The sequence below is a fragment of the Mesobacillus jeotgali genome, assembly GCF_002874535.1.
Taxonomy (GTDB): Bacteria; Bacillota; Bacilli; order Bacillales; family Cytobacillaceae; genus Mesobacillus; species Mesobacillus jeotgali.
Map to the genome: position 1 here is coordinate 1,409,053 of NZ_CP025025.1, position 12,696 is coordinate 1,421,748.

The 12,696-nt window shown below is 42.0% G+C and carries 16 protein-coding genes; 13 read left to right on the forward strand and 3 right to left on the reverse strand.

Translation table 11 applies throughout. The features are described 5' to 3' along the window. Positions 1–112: 112 nt before the first annotated feature. From ylbD to CD004_RS06915, 4 genes are all read left to right on the forward strand, one after another. Positions 113–508, forward strand: a complete 396-nt coding sequence (gene ylbD, locus CD004_RS06900; RefSeq protein ID WP_102262081.1) for a YlbD family protein — start codon at positions 113–115, stop codon at positions 506–508. A gap of 14 nt (positions 509–522) precedes the next feature. After that, positions 523–762 (forward strand): YlbE-like family protein, encoded by a 240-nt coding sequence (locus CD004_RS06905; protein ID WP_041965533.1) that lies wholly within the window; start codon positions 523–525, stop codon positions 760–762. Positions 763–884: 122 nt separating this feature from the next. After that, positions 885–1,352 carry a YlbF/YmcA family competence regulator gene (locus CD004_RS06910; protein ID WP_102262082.1) on the forward strand — a complete coding sequence of 156 codons (468 nt, stop codon included), beginning with the start codon at positions 885–887 and terminating at the stop codon, positions 1,350–1,352. Positions 1,353–1,520: 168 nt separating this feature from the next. Continuing rightward, the gene (locus tag CD004_RS06915) at positions 1,521–1,796 is read left to right on the forward strand and encodes a YlbG family protein (RefSeq protein ID WP_102262083.1); all 276 of its coding nucleotides are present in this window, start codon (positions 1,521–1,523) and stop codon (positions 1,794–1,796) included. A 222-nt stretch (positions 1,797–2,018) separates the two neighbouring features. Here CD004_RS06915 and CD004_RS06920 read toward each other — a convergent pair whose 3' ends face one another. Then, positions 2,019–2,408 (reverse strand): DUF7147 family protein, encoded by a 390-nt coding sequence (locus CD004_RS06920; protein ID WP_102262084.1) that lies wholly within the window; start codon positions 2,406–2,408, stop codon positions 2,019–2,021. A gap of 167 nt (positions 2,409–2,575) precedes the next feature. Here CD004_RS06920 and CD004_RS06925 point away from each other — a divergent pair, with 167 nt between their 5' ends. From CD004_RS06925 to coaD, 3 genes are all read left to right on the forward strand, one after another. Next, complete coding sequence (locus CD004_RS06925) at positions 2,576–3,967, forward strand: stalk domain-containing protein (protein ID WP_102262085.1); 1,392 nt, start codon at positions 2,576–2,578, stop codon at positions 3,965–3,967. Between the two features lie 297 nt (positions 3,968–4,264). After that, positions 4,265–4,837, forward strand: a complete 573-nt coding sequence (rsmD, locus tag CD004_RS06930; RefSeq protein ID WP_102262086.1) for a 16S rRNA (guanine(966)-N(2))-methyltransferase RsmD — start codon at positions 4,265–4,267, stop codon at positions 4,835–4,837. Next, the gene (gene coaD / locus CD004_RS06935) at positions 4,838–5,332 is read left to right on the forward strand and encodes a pantetheine-phosphate adenylyltransferase (protein WP_102262087.1); all 495 of its coding nucleotides are present in this window, start codon (positions 4,838–4,840) and stop codon (positions 5,330–5,332) included. It begins immediately after the preceding gene. Positions 5,333–5,351: 19 nt separating this feature from the next. Here coaD and ylbJ read toward each other — a convergent pair whose 3' ends face one another. Next, positions 5,352–6,575, reverse strand: a complete 1,224-nt coding sequence (ylbJ, locus tag CD004_RS06940) for a sporulation integral membrane protein YlbJ (protein WP_102262088.1) — start codon at positions 6,573–6,575, stop codon at positions 5,352–5,354. 282 nt (positions 6,576–6,857) lie between these two features. On the opposite strand from ylbJ, the gene CD004_RS06945 reads away from it, so the two are divergent. Both CD004_RS06945 and CD004_RS06950 read left to right on the forward strand, forming a co-directional pair. Beyond that, positions 6,858–7,673 carry a patatin-like phospholipase family protein gene (locus tag CD004_RS06945; RefSeq protein ID WP_180321279.1) on the forward strand — a complete coding sequence of 272 codons (816 nt, stop codon included), beginning with the start codon at positions 6,858–6,860 and terminating at the stop codon, positions 7,671–7,673. Next, on the forward strand, positions 7,670–8,695 hold the full coding sequence (locus CD004_RS06950; RefSeq protein ID WP_102262090.1) for a SepM family pheromone-processing serine protease: 1,026 nt from the start codon (positions 7,670–7,672) through the stop codon (positions 8,693–8,695). The genes CD004_RS06945 and CD004_RS06950 overlap by 4 nt, the downstream gene beginning before the upstream one ends. A gap of 63 nt (positions 8,696–8,758) precedes the next feature. Here the strand turns inward: CD004_RS06950 and CD004_RS06955 are convergent, their stop codons facing one another. After that, positions 8,759–9,976: a nucleotidyltransferase gene (locus CD004_RS06955; RefSeq protein ID WP_102262091.1), complete on the reverse strand. Its 1,218-nt coding sequence runs from the start codon at positions 9,974–9,976 to the stop codon at positions 8,759–8,761. A 146-nt stretch (positions 9,977–10,122) separates the two neighbouring features. On the opposite strand from CD004_RS06955, the gene CD004_RS06960 reads away from it, so the two are divergent. The 4 genes from CD004_RS06960 (at position 10,123) to CD004_RS06975 (ending at position 12,556) form a co-directional block, all read left to right on the forward strand. Continuing rightward, positions 10,123–10,647, forward strand: coding sequence for a YceD family protein (locus tag CD004_RS06960; RefSeq protein WP_102262092.1), 525 nt, complete (start codon positions 10,123–10,125; stop codon positions 10,645–10,647). 80 nt (positions 10,648–10,727) lie between these two features. After that, the gene (gene rpmF, locus CD004_RS06965; RefSeq protein WP_023615018.1) at positions 10,728–10,901 is read left to right on the forward strand and encodes a 50S ribosomal protein L32; all 174 of its coding nucleotides are present in this window, start codon (positions 10,728–10,730) and stop codon (positions 10,899–10,901) included. A gap of 184 nt (positions 10,902–11,085) precedes the next feature. Further along, a complete protein-coding gene (locus CD004_RS06970; protein WP_102262093.1) occupies positions 11,086–11,856 on the forward strand; it encodes an enoyl-CoA hydratase/isomerase family protein in 771 nt (256 codons plus the stop codon). A 79-nt stretch (positions 11,857–11,935) separates the two neighbouring features. Next, positions 11,936–12,556, forward strand: a complete 621-nt coding sequence (locus CD004_RS06975; protein ID WP_102262094.1) for an RsfA family transcriptional regulator — start codon at positions 11,936–11,938, stop codon at positions 12,554–12,556. Positions 12,557–12,696: the final 140 nt, after the last annotated feature.

Genomic DNA, 12,696 nt, shown 5'->3' on the forward strand with positions numbered 1-12,696 from the left:
TTTTAACACTTTGGCTCTTTTAAAGCACAAGGTTGACTTCTGAAATTCCTCACCAATTATAATCATTTTCATATGCTATTATAGGCATTTGTTACACTGTGAGGTGAAAGTTATGGCCAAAAAGAAACTTCATCCCTCTGTTGAGAAATTCAAGGAATTCGTGAAAGCCCACCCTGAGCTCGTGCAGGAAGTAAGGAAGGGGAACACAACCTGGCAGGAAATGTACGAAGATTGGTACCTGCTTGGTGAAGATGATCCAAAATGGACTAACAAGAGCAATAATGACAAGGACGAAAAAAGCGAAGAAAAGAAAACCGATTGGATAGGGACGATCATGGGTGCTGTTAAAAATATGGATCCTGAACAGGTTCAAGGACAAATCCATAACATAAGCCAGGCACTCGGGGCGATTCAGGGCGTGCTTTCCCAGTTCCAGGGAAGCAAAGGCGGACAGCAGGCATCTAAAGGTTCAGGACCTGCACATCCTTTCTCATTCAGGCAGGATTAGAATGGAGGCTAACAATGCGTAAAGATGTCATGGAGCAATTACGAACGAATAAAGAGTTGATAGAGTTCGTCCGAGCCCAGCCCCACTGGTACAGGAAGCTGAGCAGGGACCCAAGGGACATTTATTCTGCGCAGATCGCCGCGCTGCACCATTTTGAAAAAACGATCCCTCATAAGGTTCAGAAATTCTCCAACAATGTCCAGATGGCATCGATGATGATGCACATGTTCTCTAGCATGAATTCCCAATCATGACAAAGCTTTCCTCTGAATGAGGAAAGCTTTGCTAGCTTTTAGAAGTGGACTAAGCAGGCATGCCAGAGGTTTTAGATGATGACGGCTGGAAAGTTTAGCTTTTCTGGCAGTTTCATGGTAAAATGAGGTTCGGAGGTGAGCCAGCATTGCTTGCTGTTACATCAGAAAGAGTACTATTATTGGAAGAAGCTGAACAGTTAGTCAGCATGATTTTACAATCTGATATTGCCGAGTATTATCGGGAATGTTTATATAATGTTAAAAATAATCCGGAGACACAAAGGAAGGTTCGTGAATTTGTGGATATGAAGGAACGCTATGAAGAGGTTCAGCGTTTCGGAAAGTACCATCCTGACTACAAGGAAATTATGGGCAAGCTCCGGATTGTAAAAAGAGAGCTGGACATGGATGAAGTTATTTCTGAATTCAAGAAAGCGGAAAATGACTTACAGAGCCTGCTTGATGAGGTTAGTGTGATCATCGGCAGATCCGTTTCAGAGAGCGTGAAGGTTCCTACCGGAAATCCATTCTTCGAAAGCTCTTGCGGAGGCGGTTGTGGCAGCGGAGGAAGCTGTGGGTGCTCTGCTTAGATTTACGACAAAAAGCATGGGGATGCCCATGCTTTTTTCTTTTGATTTTAGCTTTGCTTGAGACTGATGTTTATTTTAGACTTGGTAAAATGGGATTGATTATTGAAAAAACTGGTTTTTGTGTGCTAGACTAGTACAAAGCAAACGTTTACCGAAGGGGAAAAGAATATGATAGGACAGAGGCAGGGAATCATCGTCTGGCTGTATTCATTAAAGCAAGCCAAGATGCTCAGAAGATTTGGAAATGTTCATTTTGTCTCGAAGAAATTGAAATATGCAGTGATTTACTGCAATCTCGATGAGGCAGAGGCACTGATGGAAAAAATCAGTTCATATTCGTTTGTTAAAAAGGTGGAACCTTCCTATAAACCATTCTTAAAGATGGAATTCGAAAACTCTTCCCCTGATAAGGCAAAAGAATATGATTATAAGATGGGAATATAGAGGCCGTGTCAGAATATCACATGGGAATAGAAAAAGGTGAGGAGAGCCCTCACCTTTTTTATTTTTAGAACAGAAAGTATAGATTTTTTACACTTAGATTAGTGTCTAGCTCCAGCGCCTAGCCCCTCGAGTCGCTTCAGTCCGCCCAATGAAGTCAAAGAACGACTTCGCCGGTCGGCCTTCCAGCGCTTGTCGGGGCTGACCAAGGCGCTTGCGCTTTTCTTATTGCAGCGGCGGAATATAGTGGTTCAGCCTTAAAATCCCAATAAGATGTTGATAGTACAATTCTGTTTCGGGGAACATCGTTGATGGTTTAGCATCAAATTCTATGATTGTTTTGCCCAGTTCCGCAGCCAATTCTGCAAACATGTCGAAGCGTTTGTTCTTAAGGACATGAGGGTTTGGAATACCCTCTCTGCAGACATATAGCGCCTGGAATTTCCCTGGGTGTGTTGGCTTTAGCACAACGACAAGGGAAGTTACATCCTTCGCATTTATTTTTGTATGAATTGCCATCAAGTGCATCAATCGATGCTGGTTCGCCCTGGCGGTTTCTATCAATTCGTAAAGATCCGAATAACCTTCTCCAAGCTCGATAAATCGTTGAATCAATCTGAATTACCCCTTCCAACTTATCTTCCATCATACTTTACCATTTGTGGTCATGAATTTGAAGAGTTTGTCAGATTCGATTTTTTCTTGTGATTTTAAAATTTTATCTTACTCTCGAGCTTTGTATTTGCTATTTTATAGTAGTAGAGAGATTGGAGAGTAATACAATGAAGAAAGTTTCATTCCTGTTGACCACAGGATTATTCATAATTATTTGCGTTGCTGTCATTTGGCAATGGAGCGCTTTTCAACAAAAAAACGACAAACCATCTAAATCAGAGGGAGATATATCTCTCATTGTATCGGTGAAGGTGGAACAGGACGAGCTTCAAGTGAAGCAGACATTTGATAATCTTAAAATGAACCAACAATATCATGCAATCATCCCGGCGCAGGCTATAGAGGTCAATTGCACAGATGCAGAAGGGGATACATGCAAGGAAGAACATAAGCCAAAAGGGAATAAGATGCATTTTGAATACACGATAAAATCCGGACCCGGGCTTTCGATACTCTTGAATGATTGGATGATTGTTCTGAAGGATGCCGAGATCAAAAAGACGAGAATCGAGATAGTAGACCAATATTATAAAAGGGGCACATGGTCCGCCGGAATCCCGTTGAAGGGCTATAAGCAAACGGAGTTGCTGCACTATTATGTTTTTGAAGGAGAGAATTCAACTCCTTCGCTATATTGGCAAGAGAAGCCCCTTATCAAACTGACAGGCCAAAAGGGAATCGATTATTATACCACTCAAAAGGAACAGGTTATTTACAAGTTTGACAGTCTTGAGACCTTTTCTGACAATCACATATCTGTAGTGATCATCGATGGCAAAAGGGCTGTCCGGGGTAACGGGATCCTGCTGGCAGGGAACGAGTTGACCGATAAGGAGTTTGAGCATGGCTTGGCAGTGGCATTTTTGTCTTCGAAGTTTGGAACAGACGAGGAAGCAGAAGGATGGATTCTTGAGGCATTGGCTTCACTGGTAACAAAGCAGGTGCCAGAAAATGAAAAGAGCAGGGCGATGGTTGAAGAGTTGGAAAAAAATTTGACTCCAGAAGAAATAGCTGCTTTTGTCACCTACTATTCCAAACAAGGGCATCTTAATGGCAACTCAATTGATGGGTATTTGTCTTCAATCAAAGGGATGGAATCGGACTTCTTTACAATGAACAGCCAAAAAAGGCCGGGGATTTTTCCATTACTTTTTACAGACGCAAGAAGCGTAATAGTTAATGGAGATAAAAAGGAAGAGCTGGCAGCTGTCATTAAAGGAGGTCAATACCTGTTTCCTTTAGTGCCGACTATGAATGCTTTAGGCTATGAAACAACATTAGGACCAGATTTATCAACACTCGAAATTTCATCTGCGAACCATACGTACTACTTCAACCTAAAGAATAAAACATTCATTCATGGAGGCCAAACCTTCGGGCTTCTTGAGAACCCATTCCAGAACCTGAATGGTGATTTATATATGGGAAAGCACTGGTTAAATGCGATTTTTAAAGTGCAGGTTTCGGAAAGTGAAGAATCGATCACTCTCGGATTATAGGATTTATAAGACCATTATTAAGGCAAAAAAAAGCCCTGCAGTTTCTGCAGGGTCCTTCTATATCCTGTCAACAGGATAGAAGGCAAAGGGAGAGGAGAAACCGGAGGAAGAACTTATGGGGAAACGTAAGTCTTCTCCGCGGTTGGCAACAACATCCTCAAATTGATGTTGTTAATCATCATTATTTCCACATTAGGAAGGGATATACACTTTTTTGGTTAATTTTTTATATGTGTGGTAGGATAAGGGAGTAATTTACATACTATTGAAAAGCTACATGATTGAGGAGTACATAATATGAGAGTTGTTTCAGGTGATTTGAAGGGCCGCGTTTTGAAAGCGGTACCCGGAACGTCAACGCGACCTACCACTGATAAAGTAAAGGAAGCGCTGTTCAATATGATTGGGCCGTATTTTACAGGAGGATGGGGCCTGGATTTATTTGCTGGAAGCGGAGGACTTGGAATCGAAGCGCTAAGCAGGGGTCTGGATAAAGTTGTTTTTGTCGACCGTGAAGGCAAGGCGATTCATATCATTAATGAGAACCTTAAATCCTGCGGTTTGGAAGAAAAGGCAGAAGTATATCGAAATGATGCTGGCAGGGCGTTGAAAGCAATTCAAAAAAGAGACTTAACGTTTGATTATATATTTCTGGACCCGCCCTATAAAAAACAACAGCTGGTCAAGCTGTTAGAAGCGATTGATAAGGAGAGCCTTGTTCATCATGATGGTCTGATTGTCTGTGAGCATGCTTCTGAAATCACTCTGCCAGAAAAGGTAGGAGGACTAGTGCAGACAAGAAACGAAAAATATGGAATTATAGGAATTACTCTTTATAAAGTTGATGAAGTAGATGAGGGGGAAGTATAAGTGGCAAGAGTGGCTGTGTGTCCGGGCAGTTTCGACCCGATTACATTGGGGCATTTGGATATCATTACAAGAGCGGCAAAGGTATTCGATGAGCTTTATGTAGTGGTTTTGAATAATTCTTCAAAGCAACCATTGTTTTCTGTAGAAGAAAGAATTGAACTTATTGAACAAGTGACAAAGAGCATCCCGAATGTAAAGGTGGATTCATTCCAGGGATTGCTGGTCGATTATGCAGAAAGCGTCAACGCCGATGCCATTATCAGGGGCTTGCGAGCTGTTTCGGATTTTGAGTATGAAATGCAAATCACATCAATGAACAGAGTGTTGAGTGATAAAATCGAGACTTTCTTCATTATGACAAACAACCAGTATTCATTCTTGAGTTCAAGTATTGTCAAAGAGGTTGCAAAGTATGATGGGAATATCTCTGAATTAGTTCCTCGTGAGGTTGAGGAGGCATTACTTAAAAAATTCAATAACGAAGAAGAGAAATAACGGGCAGAAATTTTGCCCGTTATTTCTCTTTAAACATGCGATTTCCAAGTAACCATACATAAATGATCAAACTGCAGATTGTAATAAGCGGTCCGGCTGTGGTGAGCATGTTATGCGCATCTGCGAGGCGGCTGCCTTCTGAAGTAAGATATTCCATTACCGGCAGAGCATTGGATGGCTCGCCATCTTCAAAAAATCGTACATAAACCGGTTTCCATAATATAAAAGCATAGAATGCTGAAAAGACCCCATGAATAATTCTTGCGAAAAAGAAAGGCTGGAAGCGTATGTCTGTCTGGGCAAGAATGCTGGCAACCTGGGCCTGGACACTAAAACCGCTGAATGCGAGGATGAAGCTTGTAATTACAGCCTGATGCATCAAAGTAGCTTCCTGGATCTGGCTGGTCATCTGGCTGCCGAGAGTGATTTCGAATAAGCCTGAAATGAATGGCAGGCTTAACATATCTGTCATGCCAAGCATTACGAGCATGACTTCAAGGAATTCAGCAAGGAATCCGGTGATGTGTAGGTGGAATAATAGTTTGTTAATAACTGAGAATAAGATAATGAAACCGCCAATCATCAACAACGTCTGGATGGAAGACATAACAGCGTCACCTAGCAGTTTCCCTATGGGACGGTTGTCCTTTATTCTTGTCCTGTGCAAAGCAGCAAATGCATCCCTGATCGTCAGGTTTCGTTCCTTTTCCTTTGTAGTCTTTTCCTCACTTCTACCGTAGAACCTCATAATCAATCCAACGCTGATGTTTCCAAGGTAATGGGCCAGTGCCAGAATAACACCGAGCTGAACATTATAGAAGAACCCAACTGATACAGCGCCAAAAATGAAAAGTGGGTTGGATGAATTAGTAAACGATACAAGTCTTTCAGCCTCGATTTTTGACAGCTGCCCTTCCTGCCGCATTCGGGCCGTAAGCTTTGCTCCTGCGGGGAAGCCGGAAGCCATGCCCATTGCCCAGACGAAACCACCAACACCTGGTACCCTGAATAGTGGTCTCATCAAAGGTTCCAACAAAACTCCTATAAAACGGACGACACCGAAACCGATCAGCATTTCTGAAACGATGAAGAAAGGAAGGAGTGAGGGAAAAACAATTTCCCACCACATATTCAAGCCTCTTATTGAAGCATCAAAGGATTGCTGGGGAAAAGAAATGAGTGAAGCAGCCAGTAAAGTGACGGAGGCTGCAAGGAAAAGTGTTTTCATTCTTGATTTAAGCACTTAATATCCTCCTTCCTGCGGTCTTGCTGTGAAACTGTTTTAATCAATGGTAAAATAGAAGGAAACTCACCAGAGGGGTTATTTTCCATTTATCTTCCGATTCTATGTACCTTCCATACAGCCATATATGGGAAGGACCTGTTATGATTTCAAAATAAATCCAACTGATTTTTTTGGTTTAGATACATAAATAATGCTTAGTTGTCAGCCTTGTCCTCATATAAATCAATATACTCGCTGAACTTCAAATTAGACCAAGTTTAGTTTGTACCCGAAAAAATCATGGTTTTAAGGGAGGAAAAAGCTTTGGCAAGTCCAAGAATAGGTTTGGCTCTAGGGTCAGGTGGAGCACGGGGATTTGCCCATCTGGGTGTCATAAAAGTTTTAAGAGATGAAGGCATTCCAATCGATTTGATAGCTGGAAGCAGCATGGGTGCACTGGTAGCATCATTTTACGGTGCGGGCCTTGACGTTGACCGTCTCTATAAACTATCACGTGTGTTCAAACGGAAATATTATCTTGATTTTACCGTCCCAAAGATGGGATTTATCGCTGGGAAAAGAGTTAAAGAGCTCATCAGGATTTTTACCCATGGAAAAATGATCGAAGAACTGGATATTCCGATTGGCATTGTTGCGACAGACCTGATGTCAGGTGAGAAGGTCGTCTTTAAAAATGGGCCTGTGGCGGAAGCTGTAAGAGCTAGCATCGCGATTCCGGGTATTTTTGTCCCGGAAAAGCTGGATGGAAGGTTGTTCGTCGATGGCGGAGTTGTTGACCGGATTCCTGTTTCTGTCGCTAAGGAGATGGGAGCAGATATAGTAATCGCTGTTGATGTATCCAGCGTGAAGAAGAACGAGGATGTTACCTCAATTTTCGATGTGATCATGCAGAGTATCGATATCATGCAAATGGAACTGGTCTCGAATCGAGAGATAGCTTCCGATGTAATGCTCAGGCCTCCAGTCGAAATGTTTAATTCCAAAGCATTCACTAATATAGAAGAAATCATTGCGATTGGTGAAGAAGAAGCAAAAAAGCACATCGATAAGATAAAAAAGTGCATTGAACAATGGAAGGAGCCTCAATCAGAATGAGCAGAAAAAAGTCTATAGCTCTGTCTATATTTGCAGCTATATTATTAATGGCCAGCGCTCTTTATTACTTGCCTTACTATGTTACCAAACCTGGTATGGCTACGGAGCTGGAACCGATTGTCGAGGTTGAAGACGGGTACGATGAGGAAGGAAGCTTCATGCTTACCACAGTCAGGATGGGCAGAGCGAATATATATGCCTACATCATTGCCAAGATGAGCAAATATCAGGAAATCTATCCTGTAGAAGATATCAGGGCGGATAATGAATCAGATGAAGAATACAATATCCGCCAGCTGCACATGATGGATAATTCGAAGACATCAGCGATAGAGGTGGCCTATAAAAAAGCAGGTAAACCAGTTAACTACACCTATAAGGGAGTTTATGTGTTGAGGATAATGGAAGGGATGCCGGCTGAAGGCAAACTTTTGCCTGGCGATTTAGTTTTCCAGGTGGATGATAATGAATTTAAATCCTCTGAAGAGTTCATTGAATATGTCAGTTCAAAAAAACCAGGTGATATAGTCGAGCTTTCCTATAAACGGAATGGGAAGTCAAATTCAGTTGAAATACCTCTAAAGGCACTTGATGATGGAAGCGACCGTCCGGTAGTAGGAATTCAGCTTGTCGATGACAAAGAAATTGACGTTGAGCCAGATGTAACAGTCCAATCTGATGAAATAGGCGGTCCATCTGCTGGATTAATGTTTTCGCTGGAAATCTACAATCAATTAATCGAGGAAGACCTGACCAAAGGCTATGAAATAGCTGGGACAGGAACAATGAGTCCCGATGGAACAGTGGGAAGAATCGGCGGGATCCAGCAGAAAGTAGTAGCTGCAGATAAGGCAGGTGCAGAAATTTTCCTTGCTCCGTTTGAAAAAGGTGCCAAGGGCTCAAACTATGAAGAGGCGCTGATCGCCGCTAAAGATATTGATACCAAAATGAAAATTGTACCTGTAGATACTTTTGAGGAAGCTGTATCCTATCTGGAAAATTTAAAAGAAAAATCAAGCTGAATCCAGCTTGATTTTCTTTTTTATGAGGACTTCTTAAGTCTTTTTGACTGCTCCTGCGGTTTCTCATGATTTCAACATGATTGGGGGCCTGGCGAATTCTTCTGCAAGCAGCTGTTCTTGCCCCCTTCCATTTTGTCCGAGAGCATAAATCCTTGATGCTTTAATATCCAGTTCGATATCAGGGTCAGAAAAAGCGGAGAGTTTTGAAACGAGCGGCAGACTGAAATCCTTTTTCTTATAGTTCAGGTAAGATCGGCCCTTTTCGGTTGCACCTAATAGCCTCAAGTAATTCACCGTTTTTTGGCTCGTTTTCATTGTGTTTTTGCTTGTATTGGTTAAAATATGAAGGCAGACTCTCTGCAGCCTTGTCCATGTATAACGCTTTGTTTTGATGCATTCCATGAATTGCTGGAATGATTCTGAGGAAGCAGCAGCGGCAAGTAATCTGTTTTCCAGTCCTTCTTCTACTTCATAGAAGCCCTTTAATTCTGACGGACTGCTTTGGAGCAATTTATACTTCAATAAAGGCCAGTAATTTTCCCATGAATGGAAACCGCCATATTGATCCCTGTAGTTTGTGAGCTGTTCGTAGGTCGCTTCTGGTACGTATTGCTTAATATTGTCTATTTCTCCTGCCGCTCCGAATAGGGCTTTGCGTATGCTTGTAGCGCTGGCAATCGTGGCGGAGGCAAAATGCTCATCGTGGTAACCGGCACTTTTCCTGGTGATCGTTTCAGCTTTCATTAAGCTTTTTTGCCTGATGATCGCCTGTATGTAATGAAGTCCAAGGATGTTATTCGGCCTTGAAATATCGATAAAGCTTTCATCTGGTGCAAGAGACTGGAAACTAAGGGCGATTGATTTAGGATAACTATATCCTTCTCGAGTGTAGAGTCTTATTCTATCCTGGAAGTCTTCATTGTTTTCTTCAAGAAAGGTGACCGTTTTATTAAAAGCCTCCAAATCACCTGATTCACTGCCAAAACAAAGAGTGTCACAACCGGCAGCAGAAAGAATCGATACTGACCCTTCTGCAAAAGTTTCCGCATGCTGCGTCGCAAAACGGTAGGGAAGCTCAAACACGATGTCAACGCCTGCCTCGAGAGCCATCTTCGTCCTCGCCCATTTAGAGACAAGTGCGGGCTCTCCGCGCTGCAGGAAGTTCCCGCTCATCGCTGCAATCGATATATCTGCACCAGATTGTTCTTTTGCCTGTTGCAGGTGAAATAAATGGCCATTATGGAAAGGATTATACTCAACAACGACGCCAACAGCTTTCATTCTTATACTCCTTCATGTTATGATGGATATTGCATTGTCTTGAAGTTTAATTTACAGTATTTATGTAAATTATAGTGTAAAGAAAAAATATTGACAAATGATTACGCGAAGGGCTATAATTACCTTTGTTGCCTTGGGGTGATTCTATGAAATGGACAATAAGTCAGATACAAAAACATCGAAACAAGGACTTTCTAATCGACGAGTTTGTCCGAATGGACTCGATAAAGGAAACAGAACCAACAATCCGTGAGGTATCTCCCATCCACTTAACTGGAAGGGCGGATATCAGTGCCACAAGAGTGACATTCCATATCCGGATTGATGGACATCTAATTCTTCCTTGTTCACGGACACTGGTTGATGTAAAATATCCAATTGATGTGGAAACAACTGAAACTTTCATGTTAAACAGCCACGACTATGAGGCTGAAGAGGAAGTTCATCAAGTAACAGGCGATGTCATTGATCTTGAACCCATCATCAGGGAGATCTTGCTAGTGGAAGTTCCAATGCAAGTATTCTGTGATGATAGCGCTGGTCAAGAAGGCGCACCCCAGTCAGGTAAGGATTGGGAAGTAATCGAGGAACAGGAGAAATCCGAAAAACTTGATCCCCGACTTGCCGGACTTGCAAAATTCTTTGAGGATTCTAAGGATTCCTCTGACTAATCGATTAAAAAAGAGCGTGGAGGTCCAGAAAAGGACTGGCCTTCATAAACTTTCTTATTCCTTTTAAGGAGGTGGGAAGAATGGCTGTACCATTTAGAAGAACGTCTAAAACTGCGAAAAGAAAACGCCGTACTCATTTTAAATTACAAGTTCCGGGTATGGTAGCATGCCCTAACTGCGGTGAAATGAAACTTGCTCACCGTGTGTGCAAAGCTTGCGGAACATACAAAGGGAAAGAAGTTGTAAACGACTAATCTTTTCTAAGGAAAAGCACAGGATGCATTCGCATCCCTGTGCTTTTTTTCTTTTACGCGCTATTCCAATTTGGACTGCGTACTCTTTTATAGACAAATTTCAGTCCATTCTGAAGCTCGTGCGCTTTTTAAATCTACAGAAAATTGATAAAATTTATTGGACGAGAAGTAGAGGAGGCAAACAATGGATTCATACATAATTTCAAAAGAAAAAAATGGTGTGCTGCTTTTTACCATCAACAGGCCTGATAGGAGAAATGCCATAAACTATGAAGTAATGTCCGGACTTGAAGAAGCAATCGATATGGCAGCAGGAAATGATGTTAAAGTTTTTGCCATTACAGGTGCAGGTGACCAGGCGTTTTGTTCTGGTGGGGATTTATCCACCTTCCACAGTTTAAAAACAGAGACCCAGGCGTTAGGAATGCTCTCAAGGATGGCTGGTATTTTATATAAGCTCCTTGTCCTCCCGAAACCGACGATTGCCATTCTAAATGGTTCTGCTGTAGGAGGAGGTTGTGAAATCGCTTCTGCCTGCGACTTCCGGATTGGAAGAGAAGGAATGAAAGCGGGATTTGTCCAGGGGAACCTCGCCATTACGACCGGCTGGGGAGGAGGAACGATCCTCTTAGAAAAACTTCCGCAGAATATTGCGATGAAAATGCTCCTTGATGCAAGAATATACACTGTCGAAGAACTAAGGGATTTTGGATTCATCCACCATATATATAAAGACCTTCCGATAGATGCTTGTCTCTCATTTATGAATGGAAGCTTGGATAAAGAAACAACTGTATTAGAAGCATATAAAACTTTGTTGAATAAAAAATGGAAGCTTTTATCGATGAGAGAAAGGATGGAAGAAGAGGCTGCAAGATGTGCTGTCCTATGGGAGGATGAGGCTCACCACAAAAAAGTGGACGAATTCATGAACAAAAAAAATAAAAATAATTAGCAGGGTATTAGGTGTTATCAGTCTATCTTTCCTATTAGATGCATATGAATGAATAAAAAACAATAGGAGGGATTTATTGATGCCATTAACCCGTCAGGATGCCTGGTCACAGGATGAAGATTTATTGCTTGCTGAAGTTGTATTAAGAAATATCCGAGAAGGCGGTACGCAACTGAAAGCGTTTGAAGAAGTAGGCAAGCAGCTTTCGAGGACTGCTGCAGCTTGTGGTTTTCGCTGGAATTCCTATGTAAGGAAACAATATAAATCTGGTATTGAGCTGGCGAAAAAGCAGCGGAAGGAAGCGAAAAAACAGGCAAAGACACAAGAGAAGACAGAAGTAGCTGCGGCACCAGTGAGCGATGCGCCAAATATTCCTTCAGAACAAGAGAAGAAGCGTTCAAATCTTAGCATAGAAGCAGTAAAGCAATATCTTGACGATCTCTATGTAAAAGCGGGAGTTGCAGACAGCCAGGATGTTAATAAAGAAAAAATCCGCGGACTGGAAAAGCAAATCTATTACTTGTCTGCCGAAAATGAAAAATTAGAAACACAGTTGCGTTCCATGGAAGAAGACTATCGTGCCCTCATAGATATCATGGAGCGTGCGAAAAAAAGAGTAGGCCCTAAAGGTGAGGACCAGAAACAAAAAATGAACTTCCAGGTTGAAGCAAAAGGAAATCTTGAGAAGGTTGAAAAATAGCGATAAAAAGCGCCTGCCGAAAATGGCAGGCGCTATTTTTAACCAGATAAGAAAGTATAAATTTTCACTTCGAGAATTGTCTAGCTCCAGCGCCTAGCCCCTCGAGTCGCTTCGGTCCGCCCAATGAAGTCAAAGAACGA